Genomic DNA, 24,781 nt, shown 5'->3' on the forward strand with positions numbered 1-24,781 from the left:
GGACAGCCATGTGGACACCACCTCTCGGCCGCGGTTATCATCGGCTCAAACGCTAGTTAAGCTAGCAAAAAGGCTGGCCGAATGGCAGACCCTGGATGGTGGACATGATCTCCTTGCCCGACGACAGCGCGACCGCCGTCGATCGCGCGCTGGACGCCGTGCTCACCCGTCTCGCCGAACGGGCCATCCCCCGCGGCGCGTCCGCGCTCGCCCTCATCCGGGCCGCATCCGAGGCGACCACCGGCGGCAAGCGGTTCCGCCCCGCTCTCGTCGTCGCCGCTTTCGACGCCTTCGACGGCGACCGGGACGCGGCTCCCGGCCTGTGGGATGTCGCTGCCGCCTTCGAGTTGCTGCACACCGCCTTCGTCATCCACGACGACCTGATCGACCGCGACCTCGAGCGGCGCGGGATGCCCAACGTCGGCGGCGCCTTCCGCTCGCGCGCTCGCTCGTTGGGCGTCGGCGACGAGGGCGCGGAGCGTATCGGCGACGCGGCGGCCGTGCTGGCCGGCGACATCCTGCTCTACGAGGCCGCCCGCCTCGTCGCGGTGGCCGACATCGGAGGCGACCAGCGGGTGCCTCTGTTCGGCCTGCTCGACGACGCCGTCCTCGTCTCGGCCATCGGCGAGCTGGCCGACGTCGAGCAGGCCGTCGTTCCCGGCGAGCCCGAGACCACGCAGCTGCTCAGCACCGCGCACGACAAGACCGCCGTCTATTCGTTCTGCGCTCCCCTGACGGCCGGAGCCGTGCTGGCCGGGGCCGACGCGGGCGATCGCGCCGTCCTCCTGACCGTCGGCGCGGACCTCGGTCTCGCGTTCCAGCTCGTCGACGACCTGATCGGCACCTTCGGCAGCGAGGCCCAAGCCGGACGCGGCGCCGGCGCCGACCTGCGCGAAGCCAAGCGCACGCCCCTGATCTCCCTCGCACGCGAGACCGCTGCCTGGCCCCAGATCTCGTCGGCACTCGCCCTGGCCCCCACCGGCCCGATCGCGGTCCGCGCCGCCCAGCGCGAGCTGCACGAGAGCGGCGCACGCGACCGGCTCGTGGCCCTCATCGGGCAGACTCTCGCGTCGGTGCGGCGCCGCGCGGCCGAGTTGCCGGCCGAGCCGCGGGCTCTCATCGAACGATTGGCCACCGGCATTGAAGGACGCATCCCGTGAGTGACGAGACCACCGGCATCACCCTGTACGACCGCACCGCGCGTGATGCCGCGGCTGTCGTCATCTCGGCGTACTCGACGTCCTTCGGGCTCGCCGCCCGGCTCCTCGGCCCGCGGGTGCGGCCGCACGTTCGCAACATCTACGCCCTGGTCCGGGTGGCCGATGAGATCGTCGACGGCTCGGCAGCCCAGGCGGGCCTGTCGGCCGCGGCTCAACGGCGGGTGCTCGATGCGCTCGAGACCGAGACGTTGACGGCCGTCGACGAAGGCTTCAGCGCCAACCTGATCGTCCACGCGTTCGCCCGGACCGCGCGCGAGTGCGGCATCGGCGCCGACCTCGTACGCCCGTTCTTCGCGTCCATGCGCACCGACCTCGACGTCACGGCGCACGACGCGATGTCGCATGATTCCTACGTCTACGGCTCGGCCGAGGTGGTCGGCCTGATGTGCCTCCAGACTTTCGTCAACGCCGGCGCCGCCCGACCTCAGCCCGCCCACCCCGACCTCGTCGACGGCGCCCGCCGCCTCGGCGCCGCCTTCCAGGATGTGAACTTCTTGCGCGATCTTCCTCACGACGTCGGCTCACTCGGCCGCGATTACCTCGGTGTCGGCACCGTCGACACCGGCACCGGCTCCGACGAGACCGGCAGCGTCTCGCGCGTCGACGTCCTCGACCGCATCGACGCCGACCTGGATGCCGCCGGCGCGATCATCCCGCGTCTGCCCGCCGACTGCCGGCGCGCCGTCACCGCCGCCCACGACCTGTTCACGGCGCTCTCGCGCCGCCTGCGTCGCGCGGGCAGCACGACCGAGCGGGTGCGGGTGCCGAACACCGTCAAGCTCGGTCTCGCCGCTCGCGCCACCGTCGGCGCCGCTCCCCTGCGAGCCGGTTCATGAGCCGCCCGACGCCGGTGGCATCCGGACAGCGCGTCGTCGTCGTCGGCGGGGGGATCGCGGGACTGTCCACCGCCGCCCTGCTGGCCGAGGACGGGCACGACGTCACGGTGATCGAGGCGCGCGACGAGACCGGCGGGCGAGCGGGATCGTGGGAGCACGAGGGCTTCCGCTTCGACACGGGCCCGAGCTGGTACCTCATGCCCGAGGTGTTCGACCACTTCTTCGCCCTGCTGGGAACGACCGCCGCCGCGGAGCTCGACCTCGTGCCCCTCGTTCCCGCCTACCGCGTCTACGCCGAGCCGGACGGCGACGGCCCCGGTGAGCACGTCGATGTCGTCTCGGGGCGCTCGGCGGCGACGGCACTGTTCGAGAGCCGTGAACCGGGCGCGGGCGCCGAGCTCGACGCATACCTCGACTCCGCTGCCGACGCGTACGACCTCTCTGTGTCGAAGTTCCTATACGACACCTACGCCACGAGCGAGGGGTTGCGCGACCCGGAGCTGGTGCGCCGACTCCCCCAGCTGGCGCCGTTGCTGTCGCGGTCGCTCGTGCGACACGTCGAGAGCCGGTTCTCCGATCGTCTGCTGCAGCAGATCCTCGAGTACCCCGCGGTGTTCCTCGGCTCCTCCCCGTACGACGTGCCGAGCCTGTATCACCTGATGAGCCACCTCGATCTGGATGACGCCGTGCTCTACCCGCGCGGCGGCTTCACCGAGGTCATCGCCGCCATCGAACGCCTCGCCGTCGCCCGCGGCGTGACGGTGCGCACCGGGACGGCTGTCGCACAGATCCTGACGGATGCCTCGGGCGCCGCCGCCGCCGTTCGTCTGGCCGACGGTACCGAGATCGCCGCTGACCTCGCGGTGTCGACGGCGGATCTGCACCACACCGAGACCGTGCTGCTCCCGCCCGACCAGCGGTCGTACCCCGAGAAGTGGTGGCGCAAGCGCACCCCCAGCTTCGGTGCGCTGCTGCTCCTGCTCGGTGTCGAGGGCGAGCTGCCGCAGCTGGCCCATCACACGCTGCTGTTCACCGACGGCTGGCGCGAGAACTTCGCGGCGATCTCGGGCCGCGACACGCACATCCCCGACCCCGCGTCGCTCTACGTGTGCCGCCCGAGCGCGACCGACGACACCGTCGCCCCCGCGGGGTCCGAGAACCTCTTCGTCCTCGTGCCGATCCCCGCCGATCCCGAGCTCGGTCGCGGCGGCGTGGCGGGCGCCGGCGACCCGGGGATCGAGGCCGCCGCCGACCAGGCGATCGCTCAGATCGCGGACTGGACCGGCATCCCCGACCTCGCGGAGCGGATCCGCGTGCGCCGCACCATCGCTCCGGGCGACTTCGCCCGCGATCTCGGGGCGTGGCGCGGCAACGCGCTGGGACTGGCCCACACGCTCGGGCAGAGCGCGCTGTTCCGTCCGGGGAACGCGTCGAAGAAGGTGCCGGGCCTGTTCTACGCGGGCGCGTCGGTCCTGCCGGGCATCGGGCTGCCGATGTGCTTGATCTCGGCGGAGCTCGTCGTCAAGCGCCTCCGCGGCGACACCACCGCCGGCCCGCTTCCCGAGCCCACCGCTCCGCCCCGCTGAGCGGTGCCGGGACTCTATCTGCTCGCTCTGCTCGCCTCGCTCGTCGGGGTCGGGCTGCTCGACCGTCGCTTCGGGCTCGCACTGTGGCGCGACCGCCGCACCACCGTGATCGCGACGGTCATCGGTACCGTCTTCTTCCTCGCGTGGGACGCCGTCGGCATCGCGACGGGCGTCTTCGTCAAGGGCGACAGCGCGCTGCTGCTCGGACTCGACCTCGCGCCGCACCTGCCCGTCGAGGAGCCGGTCTTCCTCCTCTTCCTCAGCTACCTCGCCCTCGTGCTGTACGGGGCCGCCGGGCGGATGCGGTCGAGGAGAGAGGGCGCGTCGTGACGACCTATCCGCTCATCCTCATCCCGTTCGTCGCGGTGACCCTGATCGTCACGCTGGCGACCGCCCGACGCCCGCGCTTCGGACGCCGAATGGGCTGGTCGGCGCTCGCTGCCGTGGGACTCCTCGCGCTGACCGCCGTCTTCGATAACGTCATGATCGCCGTCGGGCTGTTCACCTACCCGGAGGCGCACCTCAGCGGCATCCGCGTGGGCCTGGCCCCCATCGAGGATTTCGCCTATCCCCTCTGCGCGGCGTTCCTCGTACCCGCCGTCGCGACCCTCCTGGAGAGACCGGAACGATGACCGCCGCCGCCCTGCCTCGTCAGCTGCTGCTCGCCTCGCGCCCCGTGAGCTGGATCAACACCGCGTTCCCGTTCGCCGCCGCGTACGTGCTCACGACCCGCGAGATCGACCTGACGCTCGTCATCGGCACCCTGTTCTTCCTCGTGCCGTACAACCTCGCGATGTACGGCATCAACGACGTGTTCGACTACGAGTCCGACCTGCGCAACCCGCGTAAGGGCGGCGCTCACGGGGCGATCCTCGATCGCGGCGTGCACCGCGCGACCCTCTGGTCGGCGGCGCTGTCGTGCCTGCCGTTCGTGGTGTATCTCGTCGTCGTCGGGTCGCCGCTGTCGTGGCTCGTCCTCGCGGTCAGCCTCTTCTTCGTGGTCTTCTACAGCGCGCCGCCGCTGCGGCTGAAGGAACGGCCGTTCGCCGACTCGGTGACCAGCAGCATCCATTTCTTCTCACCGGCCGTGTACGGCTTCGTGCTCGCCGGAACGACCTGGACCTGGCAGCTGGCCCTCATCGTGCTCGCATTCGCCGCCTGGGGCGTTGCATCGCACGCCTTCGGGGCGGTGCAGGATGTCGGCGCCGACCGCGAAGCCGGCATCGCCTCGATCGCGACGGTGCGCGGCGCGCGCTGGACGGTGCGGTTCGCGCTCGGCTGCTACGTCCTCGCGGGCGTGCTGATGCTCCCCACGACATGGCCCGGGCCGCTCGCCGCCCTCGTCGTCGTGCCGTACCTGGTCACACTCTGGCCCTTCCGCACCATCACCGACGCCACGTGCGAGCGCGCCACCGCCGGATGGGACCGCTTCCTGTGGCTGAACCAGCTCGGCGGGTTCCTCGTGACGCTGCTGCTGGCCTGGTGGTGGCTGCTCACCGCCTGATCCCACGCATGCCGCAGCGCCCGGGCCGCACGCAGCGGCCCGGGCGCGCGGGGTTTCCGGCGACGCCGGGCTCAGGCGGCGGGCGACGCGGCCGGGGTGACCTCGTCGGTGCGGCTGGCACGGATCGGGTGACCCTGCGTCGTGAGGCAGCGACCGCTCGCCAGGTCCCACTTCCAGTCGTGCAGCGAGCAGGTGAGCACGCCGTCCTCGATCTTGCCGGTCTTGGTCAGGTCGGCGCGCAGGTGCGGGCACCGCCGCTGCACGGTCCAGTCGCCCAGCTCCGCGTCCTCCGTCTGGTCGGACTGCTCGGCGTACCAGTTCTCGACGTATTCGATGCGGTCGCGCGAGAGGCACTTGAGGAAGGTCGTGAGGAACTCGTTGAACTTGCCACTGCGGCCGACCTCGAACTGCATCGACAGGAAGATCGAGTTCGACCAGTCGATCTCATGGTCGCGGATGTTGGTCGAGACGAGGTCGGCGGGGATCGTGTACCAGTAGATGCAGTCCTCGCCGGCGTACTCGCGCACCTTGGCGCGGGGGAAATCCACGACCATGTCGAGCTCGCCGATGCGGAAGCGCACCAGCCCGCCGACACCGTTGCGGATCGTGCGTGCGCGCCGCAGGAGCGGCTCCCACCACTGCTTGATCGCCTGCAGCATCTCGTCGGGCGGCAGCACCGCGGCACGCGTGGCGATCTCGGCGCGGACCTCGTCCTGGCGGCTGTCGCGCTGCTCGGCCAGGTATGCCCACTTGTCCGAGAACATGCGCTCGATCTCGGCCTCGGTGTACAGGGTCTGGGTCACCTCGAGCACGCCGCCGTTCAGATCGACCTGCGTGCCGGGCACGAAGAGGTAGCCCTTCTGCTCCGGGCGTTCGGCGGCCATGTGCGCGAGGAACTGCGCCTGGTCGGTGAAGATCGAGTCGTCCTGCTCGCCCCAGCCGTTGTAGCGGAAGAGCTCTTCACGCAGGAACATCGGGGGCCCCGCCATGGGGAACACGTGCGGCGCGTCGACCTTGTCGATGTAGTACATCGCCCGCTTGTTCTGCGCGTCACGCTTGAGCTGCGCGAAGTTCTGCTTCGCGTCCTGGGGCAGGTCGTAGACCATCGGCCACCAGATGGCGCCCGAGACCTGCGTGAAGTACGCGTCGGGGGTGCCGAACGACAACAGCTTCTCGAGATCGAGCGGGTGCGAGTCGTTCTGGTTCAGCACCGATCCGGTGCCGTCGTCGACCGACAGGCTCGAGTCGCCGATGGGCCCGTCGCTGGGGGCGCGCAGCGGCGTGACCATGAGCTTCAGGTCGCCGAACTCGAGGGGCACACCGGCCTGCGTGTAGATGATGTTCTCGTACCCGAGCGCGCGCAGATCGCGCTCGAGATCATCCGTCGGGTAGTCGGGCAGCAGCACCCGGATATCAGTGGAGACGTGGGCCTTCAGTAGCGCCGGATCGAAGTGATCGCGGTGCCGGTGCGAGATGTACAAGAAGTCGGCGCGCCCGAACCGCTCCCAGTCGAGACCGCGGTTGTCGGGGAACGGGAACCACGAGCCGAAGAAGCTCGGCCCCACGACGGGGTCGCAGAGGATGCTGCCCCCGGCCGTCTCGATGAACATCCCGGCGTGTCCCAGCCCTGTGATCCGCATGACGATGACCTCCTGTTACGACTGGTCGAGTCTACGTGAGCGCCCGTGCGCCGCCGCCGTGGGGCGGGCCGTGTCAGTTCCGTGGGCGGGCGGCGCGGCGCTCAGCCGAGCAGGCCGCGGATGTCGTCGGCGTCGAGTGCCGTCGAGAACGCGCCGTCGGCGTCGAGTAGAGCGCTCGACAACCGTGCCTTCCGCCGCTGCAGATCGATCACCTTCTCTTCGATCGTGCCCGCCGCGATCAGCCGGTACACGGTGACGGGTCGGTCCTGGCCGATGCGGTGCGTCCGGTCGATCGCCTGCTGCTCGGCGGCCGGGTTCCACCACGGATCGAGCAGGAACACGTAGTCCGCCTCGGTCAGCGTCAGCCCCACCCCGCCCGCCTTGAGGCTGATGAGGAAGACAGGATCGTCGCCCTGGCGGAACGCGTCGACGACCGCCGCTCGCCGCGTCGTCGAGCCGTCCAGCCGGACGACCCCGATGCCATGCGCGCGCAGGTCGGCTTCGACGATGTCGAGGTACGAGGTGAACTGGCTGAACACGAGCGCGCGATGCCCCTCGGCCACGACGGGGCCGAGCCGGTCGCGGAGCGCCTCGAGCTTGCTCGAGGCGAGCCCCGGGCCACCGGCATCCACCAGCGATGGCGCGAGCGCGAGCAGCCGCAGCAGCGTGAGCGAGCGGAAGACGATGAAGCGCTGACTGTCGAGATCGTCCAGAAGACCGAGCACCTTGCGCCGCTCGCGTTGCAGGACCCGCTCGTAGACGGCGCGATGGCCGCTGGAGAGCTCGACGAACACGTCCTGCTCCTGACGCGGCGGCAGGTCGGGCGCCACGAGATCCTTCGTGCGCCGCAGCAGGAACGGACGGATGCGGCCGCGCAGCCGCGCCAGTCGTCGTTCGCGGGCCGGGCCGCCCTCGAGGTTCTCGTCGACCCGGCCGTGCTCGATGGGCAGGACGTACTCCTGACGGAACTGCCGGGCGGAGGGGAACAGCCCCGGCGAGGTCAGCGAGAGGATCGCCCACAGGTCGGTCAGGCTGTTCTCGAGCGGCGTGCCGGTCGCGGCGAAGACGACGTCGGCCCGCAGCCCGAGGACGGCTCGGTGAACCTGACTGCGCGGGTTCTTGACGTACTGGGCCTCGTCGAGCACGACGGTCGACCAATCACGCGCGGCGTAGGCCGCCGCATCCAGGCGCAGCAGCGCGTAGGAGGTGACGACGATGTCCGCCCGGCCGTCGTCCTCGTCAGCGTCCCCGGCGAATCGCTGGCCCGTCGTCTCGACCACGCGCACGCGCAGGCCCGGCACGTGCCGGGCCGCCTCGTCGCCCCAGGCCGACACCACCGAGGTCGGCGCCACCACCAGCGCCGGACGGGTCTCGCCGGCTTCGCGCGTGCGCAGCAGCATCGCCAGCAGCTGAACCGTCTTGCCCAGGCCCATGTCGTCGGCGAGGACTCCCCCCAGGCGCGCGTCGCGCAGCGTGCAGAGCCAGGCGTAGCCGTCGCGCTGATAGGGGCGCAGAGTCGTGGCCAATCCCATGGGCGGGACGAGAGGGGGCCGGGCAATTCCCGTGACGTCGGCATCCGCGGCGCGCAGCACGTCGACGGCACGACGCCAGCGGGTGGCGGGCTCGCTCTGGTCGGCGAGATCCTCGAACTCCGACCACAGGTGCTGGTGATAGCGGCTGATCCGCGCGCCCGTCTCCCATTCGACGAGGTCGCGCGATTCCTCGATCAGGTCGCGCAGGCGGTCGAGCGAGCGATGCGCGAGCGGGAAGTAGGCGCCGTCCGACAGCAGCATCCGCTTGCGCCCCTGCGCGAGCGCCGCGAACAGGGGACGGAACGGGATGCGGCGGCCGTCGACCTCGACGTGGACCCCCAGCTCGAACCAATCGGCGTCGGTCGTCTCCACCGTGCGGACCGTGATGCGGGGATCACCCGACAGCTCGCGATAGGACCGCCGCAACCCCGACACCTCGACGCGCACCGCATCCACCCGCTCGAGAGCGGGCAGCACGCGCGCGACGAAGTCCGCCGCATCGGCACCGCTGCGACGTCCCTCCGGCGTGAAAGGTTCGTCGGTCGCGCCCGCCCACGCGCGTTCGACCGCCGCGCGGACGTCGGCGCGCTCCGGGTCGCGCTCGTGTCCGGTCGCCCACGCCGACGGGGCGGCGCCGGGCGTCCGCCACGTGACGGCGTAGTCGACCACGTCGTCGGGGCGCTGCTCGACCGCGACGACGGCCACGGTGCGCTCCGGTGGCGGCAGTCGGACACCCGCGCCCGCGACCACAGAGGTCTCACGGGCGAGCCGCGGGTACGCCTCGCTCAGGAAGTCCTCGATGTCGGCGGCGGGAATCGGCACCGGCGCGCCCGCCGCGATCAACGCGCGCACGCCCGGCCCCAACTCGACGGGCGCGAGTGCGACGCCGAGCCCCGCACCGAGGCGCTCGATCGTGTACACGCCGACGTGGCCGAGCGGGCGGACCTGCGTCGCGGCCTCGCCGCCGTCGACAGCCACCACCGGAGTGAGCTGCAGGTCGCGACCGCGCGACTCGACGCGCACCTCGACGGAAGCGGCATCCCCCAGCAGGATCTCCTGGTCCGGACGCGTCGAGACGAGCGGGATGCCGAGATCGGCAGCAGCACGCAGGTGCGGCCACAGCAGGTCCGAATCGGCACCGTCGAGCGTCAGCCAATCGGAGTCGCCGAAGCCGCCCAGCAGGCGCGCGTCGTGCGCGATGCCGTACAGCGTGGCGAACCAGCGCATGCGCGCCGGGTCGATGCGCCACGCGCCGCGGCGCAGCGAGTCCCAGGTCTCGTCGCCCTGCACCCAACGGCCGCTCGCCGGACTGCGCACGAGGGGTCTCACCGCGAGGCGGAAGTCGCCGGATGAGGTCTCGACGCTCCGCGCGGTCGCCGGCACCACGCGGCGCGGACCCCAGTGCGCCTCTTCCGCGCTCTCGCGCTGCCGGAGCTGAACACCGAGCGCGATCGCGCCGTCCGCGGCGGACGCCGGCGCGAGCACGGCTCGCCACGACGGACCGCGCGGGTCGGTCACGTCCAGCCCCTCACGCGTCCGACGTCCCGCGCACGGTAGACGCCGGACTCAGGAGGCGCGTGCGACGCGACCGAGGACGCCGTGCACGAACGCGCTCGACCCGTCGGTCGAGAATTCCTTCGCGAGCTCCACGGCCTCGTCGATCGCCACCGCGGCGGGCACGCCGTCGTTGTAGAGGATCTCCCAGACCCCCAGGCGCAGGATGGCGCGGTCGACAGCGGGCATCCGGGCGAGCGACCAGTCCTTGGCGAACGTGGTGATCTGCTCGTCGATGTCGTCGCGGTTGTCGATGACGCCGTCGATGATCTCGCGCGCATAGAGCCACGAGGCCTCACGGGCAGGCTCGAGCGCGGCACGCTTGGCCTCGGCGGCCAGCGTGACGCTCAGATCGTCGCCGCGGACGTCGGACTGGTACAGGATGTCGAGGGCGCGCTTGCGCGCCTTGGACCGGGCACTCATCGGGCGGAGGCCGGTGTCAGCTCACGCGGCCGAGGTAGTCACCCGTGCGGGTGTCGACCTTGACCTTCGTGCCCTGATCGACGAAGAGCGGCACCTGGATCTCGTGACCGGTCTCGAGGGTCGCCGACTTCGTGCCCGCCGACGAGCGGTCGCCCTGCAGGCCCGGCTCGGTGTAGGTGATCTCGAGCACCACGGACGCGGGCAGCTCGATGTAGAGCGGGTTGCCGTTGTTGAGCGCGATCTGCACCTGCTGGTTCTCGAGCAGGTAGTTCTTCGCGTCGCCCACGGTCGCGGCCGCCACCGTGATCTGGTCGTAGTCGGCGACATCCATGAAGACGAAGTTGTCGCCGTCGTTGTAGAGGTAGGTGAAGTCGCGACGGTCGACGTTCTCGATCTCGATCTTCGCGCCGGCGTTGTACGTGCGGTCCACGACCTTGCCCGACACGACGTTCTTCAGCTTGGTGCGCACGAACGCACCACCCTTGCCGGGCTTGACGTGCTGGAACTCGATGACGTTCCAGAGCTGACCGTCGATGCTGAGGACGACGCCGTTCTTGATGTCTGCGGTCGATGCCATGAGTGTGGAGTTCCGTTCGTGAGGTCGGGCGGCCGGCGGGCCGACGATCGATTCTACGTGAGGTTGTCGAGCAGCTGCTGCGTCGCCGTGGCGTACCCCGCGACGCCCTGACCGATCACGTGCACCGAGGCGACATCAGCCACGTACGAGTGGTGGCGGAATGCTTCGCGCTCGGCGACGTTCGAGATGTGCACCTCGGCGACCGGCAGCGCCACGGCCGCGAGGGCGTCGCGCAGGACGACGGAGGTGTGCGTGAGGCCGGCGGGGTTGATGACGATGCCCGCGCAGTCCGTGCGTGCGTCGTGGATCGCGTCGATGAGGACGCCCTCGTGGTTGCTCTGCACCGCGCGCACCTCGAAGCCGCGCTCCGCGGCGGTCGCGACCACCAGCGCTTCGACATCGGCGAGGGTGTCGTGGCCGTAAACGTCGGGCTCGCGCGTCCCCAGCAGGTTCAGATTCGGTCCGTTGACCAGCAGCAGACGGCGCGGGGTGCTCACCCGCCCCACCCTATCCAGCGCCGCACGGCTCAGGCGCCGACCTCCTGGTAGGCGGCGAAGAGCAACGACTCGTCCGGCGCCTGCAGCACGGTCGGCTTGGCAATGTCGTCGAGCACGATGAAGCGCAGCATCGACCCGCGGGTCTTCTTGTCGCGCTGCATCGTCGCGAGCAGCTGGCGCCAGGCTCCGGCGCGGTACGAGGTCGGCAGGCCGAGGGTCTCGAGCACGTCGCGGTGGCGCTGCGCCGCGGCATCCGGAAGGCGTCCGGCCAGACGCGACAGCTCGGCGGCGAACATCATGCCGACCGACACGGCGGCACCGTGACGCCACTGGTAGCGCTCGGCGTGCTCGATGGCGTGCCCGAGCGTGTGGCCGTAGTTCAGGACCTCGCGCAGTCCCGCCTCGCGCAGATCCTCGCCGACGACGCGGGCCTTCATGTCGATCGCGAGCTCGATGCTGCGGCGGAAGGCGGCACTGTGCGGGTCGACGGCGGCCTCGGGATCGGCCTCGATGAGGTCGAGGATCTCGGGGTACCAGATGAATCCCGCCTTCGCGACCTCGGCGAAGCCGGCCACCCGCTCGTTGCGTGAGAGGCCGTCGAGCAGGTCGAGGTCGCAGACGACCGCCGCGGGAGTCCAGAACGCGCCGACGAGGTTCTTGCCCTCGGCGGTGTTGATGCCGGTCTTTCCACCCACCGCGGCGTCCACCATGCCCAGCACGGTGGTCGGCACCTGCACGATGGCGATGCCGCGCAGCCACGTCGCGGCGACGAAGCCGGCGAGGTCGGTCACCGCTCCGCCGCCGAAGCCGACGACGGCATCCGTTCGCGTGAAGTCGGCCTGACCCATGACCTGCCAGCAGAAGGCCGCGACCTCGATGCGCTTGCCCTGCTCCGCGTCGGGGATCTCGGCGAGCAGCACCTGCCGGTCGGCCCCGAGCAGCTCACGCAGGCGCTCGGCCTGCGGCGCGAGCGTCGGGGGGTGGACGACGAGCACCTTGCGCGCCGACTCGGGCAGCGCGTCGCCGATCAGCGACAGGATGCCGCGGCCGACGGTGACGTCGTAGGGCGACGGGCCGCCGACGGGGATGACGGTGGTATCGGTCATGACGTTCCCTCCCGCGTCCACGCCGCGATGGCGTCGACGATGTCCTGGATGTGCCCGGTCGACGTGTCGAAGCGGGCGTCGGCGAGCCGCTCGTACAGCTCGCGGCGACTCTCGGCCACCTCGCGCCACCGCGCGACGGGGTCGTCGCCCTGCAGCAGCGGCCGGGTGGTGCCGCGCAGGCGCGACGCGATGGTCTGCTCCGACACGGTCAGCAGCGCGACACGGTGTGCCGCGATGTCGCGCTGCGTCTCGGGATGCAGCACGGCTCCCCCGCCGAGGGCGACGACGCCGCCGACCGCGAGCGCCGCGCTGACGGCTCGTCGCTCGAGCTCGCGGAAGTGCGGCTCGCCGTGGGCAGCGAAGATGGCGTCGATGGGCCCGTGTTCGCGCACGACGAGGGCATCACTGTCGGTGAAGGGCACGCCGACCACGCGCGCGAGCTTCTTGCCGATGCTCGATTTGCCGGCCCCCATCGGGCCGATCAGCACGATGGCGGGCTCGGTCATCCGATCGCGTCGTCGCTGGCGGCGGCCGAGCGCAGCGTGTCGGGGATCGCCGCGAGGTAGCCCTCGAGGTTGCGACGCGTCTCGGGGACGCTGTCGCCGCCGAACTTCTCGAGCACCGACTCGGCGAGCACGATCGCCACCATCGCCTCGGCCACGACGCCGGCTGCCGGCACGGCGCACACGTCCGAGCGCTGGTGGTGGGCGGTCGCCGACTCGCCCGAGACCACGTCGACGGTGCGCAGCGCGCGCGGCACGGTCGCGATCGGCTTCATCCCGGCGCGCACGCGAAGGACGGTGCCGGTCGACATGCCGCCCTCGGTGCCGCCCGCCTTGTCGCTGGCCCGCGCGATGCCGCCGTCGGTGGCGAACAGCTCGTCGTGCGCGTCCGAACCGCGGCGACGCGTCGTCTCGAAGCCGTCTCCGACCTCGACGCCCTTGATGGCCTGGATCCCCATGAGCGCCTGCGCGAGCTTCGCATCGAGACGGCGGTCCCACTGCACGTGCGAGCCGAGGCCCGGCGGCAGGCCGTACGCCAGCACCTCGACGATGCCGCCGAGCGTGTCGCCGTCCTTCTTGGCGGCATCCACCTCGGCCACCATCGCGGCCGACGTCTCGGGGTCGAAGCAGCGCAGCGGATCGGCGTCGAGGGCGTCGACGTCGTCGGGGCTAGGCAGCGTCGCGCCGGCGGGCACCCGCACGGGGCCGATCGAGAGCGTGTGGCTCACCAGACGGATGCCGAGCTCGCCGAGGAACGATCGCGCGACGGCACCGAGGGCGACGCGCGCCGCCGTCTCTCGTGCGCTCGCGCGCTCGAGGATCGGCCGGGCCTCGTCGAAACCGTACTTCTGCATACCGACCAGGTCGGCGTGACCCGGGCGGGGCCGGGTGAGGGCTGCACCGCGTCCCCGAGACTTCTCGGTGAGCTCGACCGGCTCGGGGCTCATGACCTCGACCCACTTGGGCCACTCGGTGTTGCCGATGCGCAGGGCGATCGGGCTGCCGAGGCTGAAGCCGTGGCGCACACCGGTCGAGATGGTCAGCTCGTCCTCTTCGAACTTCATCCGCGACCCGCGGCCGTAGCCGAGCTTGCGGCGGGCGAGGTCGGCCTGGATGGCGGCGCGCGAGATGGGCACGCCGGCGGGCAGGCCCTCCATGAGGGCGACGAGTTCGGGGCCGTGCGATTCGCCGGCCGTGAGCACGCGGAGCATTCGTCTATCCTCCCACGAGAGCTCGCCGCATGACGGCGACCACGGCTTCCTCGTCATGCAGCGGCTGGTCGGCGTCCCCGGTCGCGAAGATCCGGATCTGCAGCACCGCCTGGTGCAGGAGCATCGTCCCACCCGGGTGGGCCGGTCGCCCCGCCCGCTGCCATGCCGAAGCGAGCCCGGTGGGCCACGTGCCGTAGACGACGTCGTACAAGACTCCCCCCGCCGCCGCGAGGCGGTCGGCGTCGGGCTCTGCGACGGGGGCGTCGCCGGGAAGCGTCGAAACCGTCAGGTCGGCAGAGTCGCCGGGACGACCCAGGGGTGCGACCTCGGCGACCATGCCGAGGCGCTCGGCGAGCTCGACGAGCGGCCGGGCGGACTCCGGTCGCCGCGCGGCGACCTCGACGTCCACGACGCCCAGGCGATGCAGCGCGAGCAGGGCGGACGTCGCCGTCGCCCCGGCACCGACGACGCGGGCACGCTCCGCGCCCGCAGCACCGGCTTCGACGAGCGCGCGGGCGAGCCCGCCGACGTCGGTGTTGAATCCGGCCCACCCCTCGTCCACCCGGACGAGCGTGTTCGCAGCGCCCGTCGCCTCGGCGTCGGCATCGCGACGCACCGCGACGCGGTGAGCGAGCGACTTCAGCGGCATCGTCAGCGACAGACCGCGGACGGATGCCGGCAGCGCGGCCAGCTCGTCCGAGAATGACGCCTCGTCGACGCGCCGCCGCCCGTACTCCCACGGCCAGCCGAGCAACGCGTAGGCCGCTCCATGCAGGGCGGGCGACCGGCTGTGGTCGATGGGGTCTCCCCACACCGCGAAGCGGTGGGGTCGAGCGGTCGGCGACTCAGCAGCCGCGGTTGTCATTCGCCTCGCACCACTCGTTCCACTGGGCGATGCCGGCCTCGTGCTGCCCGAACGTCTCGGAGAAGATGGTCTCGCCGGTGTCCATGTTCCAGGTGACGAAGTAGCGCCACGGCCCCTCGGCCGGGTTCATCGCGGCGTCGATCGCCACATCGCCCGGGTTCGCGATCGGCCCGGCGGGCAGGCCGTCGCGAACGTACGTGTTCCAGGCGTTGTCGTCCTCGAGGGCTGCCGCCGACGAGCTGGCGGTGCCGTCGTGCATCTCGTCGTATCCGAACTGCGCGGTCGAGTCCATCTGCAGCCGCATGCCGTCGGACAGACGGTTCTGGATGACCCGCGACACCTTGTAGAAGTCGTCCGACAGTCGCGCCTCGCGCTGGACGATCGAGGCGATCGTCAGGATCTCCTGACGACGCTCGGCCGGAACACCGGCGGAGTCGAGCGATTCGACGGTGCGGTCGACCATGGTCCGGATCATGTCGGCGGGCGCCACGCCGGGGTCGAACTGATACGTCGCCGGAAAGAGCCATCCCTCGAGGTCCGCGGCCGTGACGCCGTACGCCGCCGGATCGGCCGCGGCGGCCTGGAACTCCTCGATCGGGAGCGCGGTGCTGTCGGCGAGCGTCTGAAGCGACTGGTCGAGCGTGAGTCCCTCGGGCAGCTGCGCGGCGTTCTGCCGCTTGCTCGCGGGATCGAGGATGCGCTCGAGGGCTGCCTCGGACGTCATCCGCTCCTGCAGCGCGTAGACGCCGGGCTGGAAGCTCGGGTTCTGCGCGGTGGCGATGAGGTGGTCGTAGAAAGCGCTCGGCGTCTTGGTGACGCCGGCATCGTGCAGCGTCTCGGAGATGCTCGAGCCGGTGTCTCCCGCGACGACCGTCACGAGGACTTCGCCCGTCGCTTCGCCGGGCTCGTAGTCCTTGGGCTCTTCCCAGCCCATGACCGCGCGGATCTGATTCTCGTACGTGCCCCAGACCCACGCTGCGGTGATACCGATGCCGCCGACGATCGCGAGGATCACGAGGAGGACGACCCACTTGGCGATGCGGCTCTTCTTGCGGTCGCGGTCGTGCCGGCTCGGCACGTGCCCGACGTCGTGCGTGCTGAGCTCGCCGGTGAAGAGGGCGTCGAGCGTTCCCACCCCCGCCCCGGACCGCGACTCGACGCGCGGCGCGGAGACGGGCGCGGCGGCGGGCGTGGCCGACACCGGCGGTGCGACCTCGGGCGGTGCGACCGGCTGCTCCCCCGCCGGGCGGCCCGCGGCGTCGGCCGGGGGCGAGTGCTGCGCGGCCACGCGGGCGGCGCGACGGCTCAGGGGGGCAGAGCCGTCGTGCGGCGGGCGGTCAGTCATGTCAGGGATGCTCCTGCGTGGGTCCGACGGAAGCACCGGCCGGGTTTCCGGTGCCCTTCTCGACGTCGAGTGCCTGCTGGAGGAGCACTACGGCGGCGACCTGGTCAACAATGCTACGAGACGATTTCTGCGAACGGCCCGATCCGCGCAGAGCTCCCTGCGCACTCACGGTGCTGAGCCGTTCGTCGATGAGCCGCACGCGGTGGCCCGCGTCGGCCAGAGCCTGAGCGAATCCCCGCGCATCGGCCGTCGACGCGGTCTCGCGCCCGCTGAGGGCGACCGGCAGTCCGACGACGAGCTCGAACGCGTCGTGCTCGCCCGCGAGGGCGGTGATGCGGGCGAGGTCTCCCTCGCCGCGCGCGACCGTCTCGACGGGCACCGCGAGCAGACCGTCGCGGTCGCTGCGCGCGACCCCGATCCGTGCCGTGCCGACGTCGATCCCGAGTCGGACGCCGGGACGGAATCCGCTCACAGGCCGCCCGCCGTCTGACGCACCGCGCTCAGCGCGGCCGGCAGCGCAGCCGCATCCGTTCCGCCGCCCTGCGCGACGTCGTCGCGCCCGCCACCGCCACCGCCCAGAGCGGATGCCGCGGCCTTGGCCAGCACGCCGGCCTTGGCGCCGGCCGCACGCGCGGTCTCGTTGGTCGCGACGACCACGACGGGGCGCTCGCCCACGACGGCGCCCAGCGCGACGACGGCGGCCGCGTCGGCACCGAGCCGGTCGCGCACCTGAAGGGCCAGCGTGCGCACGTCGTCGGCCGACCCGGCCGCCCCGAGCGCTTCCGCGACGATCTGGAACGAGCCGCTCGGCGACGCGGCGGCCACGAGCTGCGGCAGGCGGTCGGCCAGCGCACGTGCCTCGAACTGGGCGATGCGCTTCTCGGCCGCCTTGAGGCTCGCGGCGAGCTCGGCGATCCGGGCGGGCAGCTGCTCGCGGGGCGTCTTCAGCGAGCTCGTGAGCTGCGAGACGATGGCACGCTCGGCAGCCAGCTCGCGGAACGCGTCCTGCCCCACGAGCGCCTCGACGCGGCGGTTCGACGCGCCGACCGACGACTCGCCGACGAGGTTGATCAGGCCGACCTCGGCGCTCGATGCGACGTGCGTGCCGGCGCACAGCTCGCGCGACCACGGGCCGCCGATGTCGACCATGCGCACCGTCTCGCCGTACTTCTCGCCGAACAGCGCCATCGCGCCCGCGGCCTTGGCCTCGTCGAGCGTCAGCACACGGGTCGTGACCTCGAGGTTGTCACGCACCGCGTTGTTCGCGATCTCCTCGATCTCGGTACGCGTCTCGGGCGAGAGCGCCTGGCCCCACGAGAAGTCGAAGCGCAGGTAGCCGGCACGGTTGAGCGAGCCGGCCTGCGTCGCGCTCTTGCCGAGCGTGTCGCGCAGCGCGGCGTGAACGAGGTGGGTCGCCGAATGCGCCTGCTGGGCGGCACGGCGGTTCGCCGCATCCACCACCGTGGTGGCGGGTTCGTCGACGGCGACCTCACCGGTCGTGACCTCGACGGTGTGGCTGACGAGCCCGGCGACCGGCTTCTGGACGTCGAGCACCTCGAGCTCGTACCCGGGCCCGACGATGACGCCCTTGTCGGCGACCTGACCGCCCGACTCGGCGTACAGAGCGGTCTCGGCGAGGATCACCTCGGCGATCTGACCCTGCGTCGCGCGGTCGACCGAGACGCCGCCGACCAGGATGCCGAGAACCTTCGTCCCGGTCTCGAGCTCGGTATACCCGGTGAAGACCGTCTCGCCCTGGGCACGGAAGTCGCGGTACACGCTGGTGTCGGCCAGCTGCCCCTTGCGCGAGCGCGCATCCGCCTTGGCCCGATCGCGCTGCTCGCGCATGAGGCCGTCGAACGCGCCGCGGTCTACGGTCAGCCCCGCCTCTTCGACGATCTCGAGCGTGAGATCGATCGGGAAGCCGTAGGTGTCGTGCAGCAGGAACGCCTGGGCCCCGCTCAGCTGAGCACCGCCGTTCGCCTTGGTCTGCGCCACCGACTCGTCGAGCAGCTCGGAGCCCGCGGCGAGGGTGCGCAGGAACGTGGCCTCCTCGGCCAGCGCGTACTGCGAGAGGCGTGCGTAGTCGGTCTCGACGATCGGGTACGCCTCCTTCATCGCGTCGCGAGAGGCGGCGAAGAGCTCGGCGAAGCTCGGGCCGTCGACGCCGAGGAGTCGCATCGAGCGGATCGCGCGGCGCATGAGGCGGCGCAGGATGTAGCCGCGGCCGTCGTTGGACGGGGTGACGCCGTCGGACAGCAGCATGAGCGAGGACCGCACGTGGTCGGCGATGACGCGGAAGCGGACGTCATCCTCGTGGTCTGCTCCGTACGTCTTGCCCGACAGCTCGACGGCCTTGTCGAGCACGGGGCGCACCTGGTCGGTCTCGTACATGTTGTCGACGCCCTGCTTGATGAAGGCGACGCGCTCGAGACCCATGCCGGTGTCGATGTTCTTGTTCGGCAGCTCGCCGACGATCGTGAAGTCGTACTTCGAGCGCACGTCGGTGATCTCGTACTGCATGAACACGAGGTTCCAGATCTCGACGTAGCGGTCGTCGTCGGTCACGGGACCGCCGTCGATGCCGTACGCGGGACCCCGGTCGAAGAAGATCTCGGAGCAGGGGCCGGCGGGACCGGGCAGACCGGTGCTCCAGTAGTTGGTGTCCTTGCCGAGACGCTGGATGCGCTCGTCGGGAAGAGTGGAGTGCTTCAGCCAGAGCTCGCGCGCCTCGTCGTCCTCTTCGTAGACGGTGACCCACAGGTCCTTCGGGTCGAATCCGAGCCCGCCGTCGGCCTCGGGAGCGGTGAGCAGCTCCCAGGCGAACGAGATCGCACCCTCCTTGAAGTAGTCGCCGAACGACCAGTTGCCCAGCATCTGGAAGAAGGTGCCGTGACGCGGCGTCTTGCCGACCTCTTCGATGTCGTTCGTGCGGATGCACTTCTGCACGTCGGCGGCGCGCGCGTAGGGTGCGGGGACGTCACCGGAGAGGTACGGGATGAACGGGACCATGCCGGCGACGGTGAACAGCAGGGCCGGGTCGTCGGTGACCAGCGAGGCGGAGGGCACGATCGTGTGCCCCTTCTTCTCGAAGTAGTCCAGGTAGCGCTGGGCGATCTCGGCGGTCTTCATCGGGTTCCTTCGGCAGGCAGGCGTCGGCGCCGCGCCCATCGGACGCGACGCCGCGATCGGATCGTGGGTCAGGGGGTTCGTTCGTCGGCGGTGCGCGTCGCCGGGACGACGGCTTCCCGGGTGTCGTCGACGACGTCGGATGCCGCATCGATGGCGGACTGGAGCGCGTCGGCCGCGACGCCCTTGACGTCGGCGGCGAGGCCCTCGATCCGGGCCTCCTGATCGCGGTAGGCATCGCCGATGCGGTCCGCGAACTCGGTGATACGGGCGTCGACCTCGGCGAGCATCTCGTGACCGCGCGGATCCTTATTGATCACGTGCGCGGCGACGAATCCGCCGGCGACGCCCAAAACGAACCACAGCGCGTTCTTCATGGCATCCATGTTAGGCGCAAAGCACGAAGGGCGCCGGGAGACCCCGACGCCCTTCGTGGCGGTGCTGAAAGAGTCAGCGCGCGGCGTAGTACTCGACGACGAGCTGCACGTCACACGTGACGGGCACCTCGGCGCGCTTCGGGCGACGCACGAGGCGCGCCTGCAGCTTGTCGAGCTCGACCTCGATGTAGCCCGGGACCGGGGGCAGGACGTCGGCGTGACCGCCGGCGGCTGCGACCTGGAACGGCTCGAGCGACTCGCTCTTCTCCTTGACGTGGATGAGCTGACCCGGCTTCACGCGGAACGACGGGCGGTCGACGAGCTGGCCGTCGACGAGGATGTGACGGTGCACGACGAGCTGACGAGCCTGTGCCGTGGTGCGGGCGAAGCCGGCACGCACGACGAGGGCGTCGAGGCGCATCTCGAGCAGCTCGACCAGGTTCTCACCGGTCAGGCCGTCCTTGCGGCGGGCCTCGTTGAACGTGTTACGCATCTGCTTCTCGCGGATGCCGTACTGCTCGCGCAGACGCTGCTTCTCGCGCAGACGGACGGCGTAGTCGCTGTCGGCCTTGCGCTTGGTGCGACCGTGCTCACCCGGAGCGTAAGGACGCTTCTCGAGGTAGCGGGCGGCCTTCGGGGTCAGCGCGATGCCGAGTGCACGCGACAGACGGACCTTGCGGCGGTCCTGAGACTTCGTGGTCACGAAGCTCTCCTTCCGATGACGTGGTCGTGACGCTCACGACTCACGGACGTATCTCCATCTCCTCGCCCGTCTCGGACTGCACGCCGGGGCACGCCGAGAGGTCTGTGTCAGAGGAGAGGGATGCCCGAAAACTGGGCTTCGAGCCGATCGAGTCTAACAGACGTCCTCGTGCGAGAGCGCTGCGGCGAGGTCGAGTGCGGCGGCCGGATAGAAGGGGGTCGCGCCGGACCGGAGGTCGTCGATGCGATACCAGCCGACGGTGTTGTCGCCGTCGAGCACCCGCAGCCGCTCGTCGAGCGGCACGGCCTGCAGCGACGCGCTGCGGACGGCGAAGACATACGCGATCTCGTGACCGCGTTTGCGGCCGTCGTCGAAGATGTTCTCGGCCACCGTGAGCAGCTGCAGATCGTCGACGTCCGCCGCCAGCTCCTCGCGCAGCTCGCGCCTCATCGCCGACGACGCCTCCTCACCGAACGCGATGCCCCCACCGGGCGCTCGCAGGAACGCCGGACGATCCGTCCCCGCGGCGTACTCCTCGGCGAGGACGTGGCCGTCTTTCACGATGACGGCCACGGCGATGGCTCGGATGCGCGGCGACGCGACGAGCCCGCGCGCATACCGCTCGACCGATCGCCCGTACTGGGGCAGGTGCGGCGCCAGGGCACGCAACGCCGTCCGCAGCGCCGGGGCGGGCTTCTGATCGTCGAACAGGGCGAGCGCCTCGAACGCCCGCGCCGCCTCCGCCAACGGGTGGTCCGCGGGATACCCGTGCAGCAGCGCGATCGCACCGGACGGATCGCCGATGTTGCGCAGCGAGCTGGCGAGCTGGATCAGGCACTCGCCGCGACGAGGCTCGGTCAGCCCGGCAGCGAGGGCGGCGCGATAGACCGGGATCGCCTCGGCCTCGCGTCCGAGATAGTCCGACAAGGATGCCCGTTCGAACAGAGCCACCGGGTCGTCGGCGGGCAGCGAGGCGAGTACGCGGTCGAGGTCGGCGGCGAGTCCCTCCGGCGCGGTGTCGTCGGCGCGTGCCCAGAACTCCCGCAGCGCGACGTCGACGCGGTCGCGATCCGTCCCCTGCTCGCCCATCGAGCTCACTCCCCCAGGATCTTCCGCAGCTTCTCGACGCGCGCGCCGATCTCCCGTTCGACGCCGCGGTTCGTCGGCTCGTAATACCGCCGCCCGCGCAACTCGTCGGGCAGGTACTGCTGGGTCGCGACGCCCACGTCGAGGTCATGCGGGTAGACGTAGCCCTTGCCGTGCCCCAGCCGCTTCGCGCCCGGATAGTGCGCATCGCGCAGATGCTTCGGCACACGCCCGAACCCACCGGCGCGGACATCCGCGATGGCGGCGTTGATCGCGTTGTACGCCGCGTTCGACTTCGCGGTGGTCGCGAGGTACGCCGTCGCCTCGGCGAGAGGGATGCGCCCCTCCGGCATGCCGATGAACGCCACGGCATCGGCGGCGGCCACGGCGATCGACAGCGCCTGGGGGTCGGCCAATCCGATGTCCTCCGACGCGGAGATGACGAGTCGGCGGGCGATGAAGCGGGGATCCTCGCCGGCTTCGATCATCCGCGCCAGGTAATGCATCGCGGCGTCGACGTCCGAGCCTCGGATCGACTTGATGAAGGCGCTGATGACGTCGTAGTGCTCGTCGCCCTGCCGGTCGTAGCGCAGCAGCGCCCGGTCGACCGCCTGCGCGACGTGATCGGCGGTGATGCGGGGCGTCTCGTCGTCGACCGGCTCGGCCATCGTCGCCGCCGCCTCCAGCGAGGTCAGCGCACGTCGGGCGTCGCCCGACGCGAGGCGTACGAGCGCGGAACGTGCCTCGTCGTCGAGGCTCACGCTGCCCGCCAGCCCACGGGCGTCGGTGACGGCGCGGTCGATGAGGCCGCCGAGGTCGTCGTCGCTCAGGGGCTGCAGCGTCAGCAACAGCGACCGCGACAGCAGCGGAGCGACGATCGAGAACGACGGGTTCTCGGTCGTCGCGGCGATCAGCAGCACCCACCCGTTCTCGACGCCGGGAAGCAGCGCGTCCTGCTGCGCCTTGGTGAAGCGATGAATCTCGTCGAGGAACAGGATCGTCGAGACGCCGTACAGGTCGCGCTGCGTCATCGCCTTTTGCATGACCTCGCGGACGTCCTTGACACCCGCCGTCACGGCGGACAGCTCGACGAAGCGACGCCCGGATGATCGCGCGATGGCCTGCGCGAGCGTGGTCTTGCCGGTTCCCGGCGGACCCCAGAGGATGACCGACACGGCACCCGCGCGATTACCGTCCGGCGAGGCGAGGGCCACGAGGGGCGAACCGGGTCGGAGCAGGTGCCCCTGGCCGGCGACCTCGTCGAGCGAGGTCGGGCGCATCCGCACCGCGAGCGGCGTCTGCCCGGTGAAGAGCGCGCTCGAATCGGTCATCCCCTCAGGCTAGCCGCGACCGGCGACACCGGGCTTTGTCGCCCCGATCGCCCGCGCCGTAGGCTGAAGGCCCCCCGCCGGATCGGGGGCGTCGGAGGAGGAAACGTGGCAGCTCGAGGCAGGAACCGGGATGACCGTGCAGCGCAGGAGCGCGCTCGCGTCTACGCCGCACGCCGGGAGTATCACGAGGGCCTGACGCGCCGCCGTTCGCGCGACAACCTCATCGCCGCCGTCGGCGGCGGCGTGCTGCTCATCGGACTGCTCGCAGCCCAGGCCGCCTACTTCACCGCCGGCCCGGGCGCCCCCGAGCCCGCCGAGACTCCCGCACCCACACCGTCCGCCACGCTTCCGGCATCCCCGACCCCGTCACCCAGCGACGCCGCTCCGTCATCGGAGCCGACTCCCTGACGCCCTGCGTACTAGGCTGTCGAGCGACCTGACCCCCAGGCGGCGAGAGCCGCGACGAGGTGCCTTCCGTGACTTCCACCCCTGACTCCACGACCACTCCCGCCGACGACGCCCCGTGGGGTCGTGTCGACGACGACGGCACCGTCTCGGTGCGCGAGGGCGACCAGTGGCGCGTCGTCGGCCAGTACCCCGACGGCACGCCCGACGAGGCCCTCGCCTACTACCAGCGCAAGTTCTCCGACCTCGCCGGTGAGGTCACGCTCGTCGAGGTGCGCCACCGTCGCGGCGGCGCATCCGCCTCCGACCTGCGCTCGACCGTCGGCACGCTCCGTTCGCGCATCGCCGGCGCGGCCGCCGTCGGCAACCTCGCCGCCCTCGAGGCGCGTCTGGCTGCCCTCGAGACCGAGCTCAACGCCGCGTCCGAGTCCGAGGCCGCCGAGGCCAAGCAGGCTCTCGAGGCCGCGATCGCTGAACGCACCGCCCTCGTCGATGCCATCGAGGCCATCGCCGCCCGCGACCCCAAGTCGATCCAGTGGAAGCAGACCTCGGCCGAGGTCACCGACCTGTTCGACCGCTGGCAGCGGCACCAGGCGGACGGACCTCGTCTGCCGCGCAGCACGGGCCAGCAGCTGTGGAAGCGGTTCCGCGACGCCCGCTCGATCATCGACAAGCACCGCCGTGAGTTCTACGCGAGCCTCGACGAGACCCACAAGAGCGCGCGCGACGCCAAGCAACGCCTGATCGAGCGCGCCGAGGCCCTCGCGCCGCGCGGCGAGGACGGCATCGGCGCCTACCGCGAGCTGCTCGATCAGTGGAAACTGGCCGGCCGTGCGGGCAAGAAGGCTGACGATGCGCTCTGGGCGCGGTTCAAGGCTGCCGGCGACGCGCTCTACGGCGCCCGCGCCGACCGCGAGCAGGCGGACGCCGAGGCCTCGAAGGAGAAGATCGTCGCCAAGCGCGCTCTGCTCGACGAGGCAGCCGCCGTCGGCGCCGAGAAGGACACCGCCGCCGCGCGTGCCCTCCTCACCGGCATCCAGCGCCGCTGGGACGAGATCGGTCGGATCTTCCCCCGCGAGCAGGAGCGTGCCCTCGACGACGAGCTGCGCAAGATCGAGCAGTCCGTCCGGACCCGCGAGGATGCCGACTGGAAGAACAACAACCCCGAGACGAAGGCACGCCAGGGCGACATGCTCTCGCAGCTGCACGACGCCATCGGCAAGCTCGAGGCCGACCTGGCCACCGCCGAGGCCTCGGGTGATCAGCGCGCCATCGCGCAGGCGCGTGAAGCCCTCAGCGCACGCAAGGCCTGGCTCACCGCTCTCGGCGGCTGAGGCTCTCCCCCGTCGCA

Annotated in this window: 24 protein-coding genes; 8 read left to right on the plus strand and 16 right to left on the minus strand. The window is 71.2% G+C overall.

What is annotated here, in order from left to right:
* Window positions 1–104 precede the first annotated feature (104 nt).
* From PUW82_RS10670 to PUW82_RS10695, 6 genes are read left to right on the plus strand one after another with little or no spacing between them, the layout of a single operon-like run.
* A complete protein-coding gene (locus PUW82_RS10670; protein ID WP_274222266.1) occupies window positions 105–1,160 on the plus strand; it encodes a polyprenyl synthetase family protein in 1,056 nt (351 codons plus the stop codon).
* The gene (locus PUW82_RS10675; RefSeq protein WP_274222267.1) at window positions 1,157–2,056 is read left to right on the plus strand and encodes a phytoene/squalene synthase family protein; all 900 of its coding nucleotides are present in this window, start codon (window positions 1,157–1,159) and stop codon (window positions 2,054–2,056) included. Before PUW82_RS10670 ends, PUW82_RS10675 begins: the two co-directional genes overlap by 4 nt.
* Window positions 2,053–3,642, plus strand: a complete 1,590-nt coding sequence (gene crtI / locus PUW82_RS10680) for a phytoene desaturase family protein (protein ID WP_274222268.1) — start codon at window positions 2,053–2,055, stop codon at window positions 3,640–3,642. The genes PUW82_RS10675 and crtI overlap by 4 nt, the downstream gene beginning before the upstream one ends.
* Before the next feature lie 3 nt (window positions 3,643–3,645).
* Entirely contained in the window at window positions 3,646–3,972 is a 327-nt protein-coding gene (locus tag PUW82_RS10685) for a lycopene cyclase domain-containing protein (RefSeq protein WP_274222269.1), read from the plus strand.
* The gene (locus tag PUW82_RS10690) at window positions 3,969–4,274 is read left to right on the plus strand and encodes a lycopene cyclase domain-containing protein (protein WP_274222270.1); all 306 of its coding nucleotides are present in this window, start codon (window positions 3,969–3,971) and stop codon (window positions 4,272–4,274) included. Before PUW82_RS10685 ends, PUW82_RS10690 begins: the two co-directional genes overlap by 4 nt.
* Entirely contained in the window at window positions 4,271–5,146 is an 876-nt protein-coding gene (locus PUW82_RS10695) for a prenyltransferase (RefSeq protein ID WP_274222271.1), read from the plus strand. The genes PUW82_RS10690 and PUW82_RS10695 overlap by 4 nt, the downstream gene beginning before the upstream one ends.
* 71 nt (window positions 5,147–5,217) lie before the next feature.
* On the opposite strand, the gene PUW82_RS10700 is transcribed toward PUW82_RS10695, so the two are convergent.
* The 16 genes from PUW82_RS10700 to PUW82_RS10775 form a co-directional block, all read right to left on the minus strand.
* Window positions 5,218–6,786: a Rieske 2Fe-2S domain-containing protein gene (locus tag PUW82_RS10700; protein ID WP_274222272.1), complete on the minus strand. Its 1,569-nt coding sequence runs from the start codon at window positions 6,784–6,786 to the stop codon at window positions 5,218–5,220.
* Between the two features lie 101 nt (window positions 6,787–6,887).
* Entirely contained in the window at window positions 6,888–9,836 is a 2,949-nt protein-coding gene (locus PUW82_RS10705; protein WP_274222273.1) for a DEAD/DEAH box helicase, read from the minus strand.
* Between the two features lie 48 nt (window positions 9,837–9,884).
* Window positions 9,885–10,295, minus strand: a complete 411-nt coding sequence (gene nusB, locus PUW82_RS10710) for a transcription antitermination factor NusB (RefSeq protein ID WP_274222274.1) — start codon at window positions 10,293–10,295, stop codon at window positions 9,885–9,887.
* Between the two features lie 16 nt (window positions 10,296–10,311).
* The gene (gene efp / locus PUW82_RS10715) at window positions 10,312–10,872 is read right to left on the minus strand and encodes an elongation factor P (RefSeq protein ID WP_210004915.1); all 561 of its coding nucleotides are present in this window, start codon (window positions 10,870–10,872) and stop codon (window positions 10,312–10,314) included.
* 53 nt (window positions 10,873–10,925) lie between these two features.
* Window positions 10,926–11,369, minus strand: a complete 444-nt coding sequence (aroQ, locus tag PUW82_RS10720; protein WP_274222275.1) for a type II 3-dehydroquinate dehydratase — start codon at window positions 11,367–11,369, stop codon at window positions 10,926–10,928.
* Window positions 11,370–11,398: 29 nt separating this feature from the next.
* Window positions 11,399–12,475: a 3-dehydroquinate synthase gene (aroB, locus tag PUW82_RS10725; protein WP_274222276.1), complete on the minus strand. Its 1,077-nt coding sequence runs from the start codon at window positions 12,473–12,475 to the stop codon at window positions 11,399–11,401.
* Window positions 12,472–12,981, minus strand: a complete 510-nt coding sequence (locus PUW82_RS10730; RefSeq protein WP_274222277.1) for a shikimate kinase — start codon at window positions 12,979–12,981, stop codon at window positions 12,472–12,474. The genes aroB and PUW82_RS10730 overlap by 4 nt, the downstream gene beginning before the upstream one ends.
* Window positions 12,978–14,189 carry a chorismate synthase gene (aroC, locus tag PUW82_RS10735; RefSeq protein WP_274222278.1) on the minus strand — a complete coding sequence of 404 codons (1,212 nt, stop codon included), beginning with the start codon at window positions 14,187–14,189 and terminating at the stop codon, window positions 12,978–12,980. Before aroC ends, PUW82_RS10730 begins: the two co-directional genes overlap by 4 nt.
* Window positions 14,190–14,193: 4 nt before the next feature.
* Window positions 14,194–15,054 carry a shikimate dehydrogenase gene (locus tag PUW82_RS10740; protein ID WP_274222279.1) on the minus strand — a complete coding sequence of 287 codons (861 nt, stop codon included), beginning with the start codon at window positions 15,052–15,054 and terminating at the stop codon, window positions 14,194–14,196.
* On the minus strand, window positions 15,035–16,399 hold the full coding sequence (mltG, locus tag PUW82_RS10745) for an endolytic transglycosylase MltG (RefSeq protein WP_274222280.1): 1,365 nt from the start codon (window positions 16,397–16,399) through the stop codon (window positions 15,035–15,037). The genes PUW82_RS10740 and mltG overlap by 20 nt, the downstream gene beginning before the upstream one ends.
* 1 nt (window position 16,400) lies before the next feature.
* Window positions 16,401–16,871, minus strand: coding sequence for a Holliday junction resolvase RuvX (ruvX, locus tag PUW82_RS10750; protein WP_274222281.1), 471 nt, complete (start codon window positions 16,869–16,871; stop codon window positions 16,401–16,403).
* Window positions 16,868–19,531: an alanine--tRNA ligase gene (alaS, locus tag PUW82_RS10755; protein WP_274222282.1), complete on the minus strand. Its 2,664-nt coding sequence runs from the start codon at window positions 19,529–19,531 to the stop codon at window positions 16,868–16,870. Before alaS ends, ruvX begins: the two co-directional genes overlap by 4 nt.
* Window positions 19,532–19,599: 68 nt before the next feature.
* Window positions 19,600–19,905 carry an ATPase gene (locus tag PUW82_RS10760; protein ID WP_274222283.1) on the minus strand — a complete coding sequence of 102 codons (306 nt, stop codon included), beginning with the start codon at window positions 19,903–19,905 and terminating at the stop codon, window positions 19,600–19,602.
* A gap of 73 nt (window positions 19,906–19,978) precedes the next feature.
* Window positions 19,979–20,608 (minus strand): 30S ribosomal protein S4, encoded by a 630-nt coding sequence (gene rpsD, locus PUW82_RS10765; protein ID WP_274222284.1) that lies wholly within the window; start codon window positions 20,606–20,608, stop codon window positions 19,979–19,981.
* A gap of 153 nt (window positions 20,609–20,761) precedes the next feature.
* Window positions 20,762–21,697, minus strand: a complete 936-nt coding sequence (locus PUW82_RS10770) for a tetratricopeptide repeat protein (RefSeq protein WP_274222953.1) — start codon at window positions 21,695–21,697, stop codon at window positions 20,762–20,764.
* A gap of 5 nt (window positions 21,698–21,702) precedes the next feature.
* A complete protein-coding gene (locus tag PUW82_RS10775; protein ID WP_274222285.1) occupies window positions 21,703–23,025 on the minus strand; it encodes a replication-associated recombination protein A in 1,323 nt (440 codons plus the stop codon).
* A gap of 105 nt (window positions 23,026–23,130) precedes the next feature.
* Here PUW82_RS10775 and PUW82_RS10780 point away from each other — a divergent pair, with 105 nt between their 5' ends.
* Complete coding sequence (locus PUW82_RS10780) at window positions 23,131–23,433, plus strand: dioxygenase (RefSeq protein WP_274222286.1); 303 nt, start codon at window positions 23,131–23,133, stop codon at window positions 23,431–23,433.
* Window positions 23,434–23,501: 68 nt separating this feature from the next.
* Window positions 23,502–24,764: a DUF349 domain-containing protein gene (locus PUW82_RS10785; protein WP_274222287.1), complete on the plus strand. Its 1,263-nt coding sequence runs from the start codon at window positions 23,502–23,504 to the stop codon at window positions 24,762–24,764.
* Window positions 24,765–24,781: the final 17 nt, after the last annotated feature.

This window comes from Microbacterium thalli (assembly GCF_028737325.1).
Classification (GTDB): Bacteria; Actinomycetota; Actinomycetes; order Actinomycetales; family Microbacteriaceae; genus Microbacterium; species Microbacterium thalli.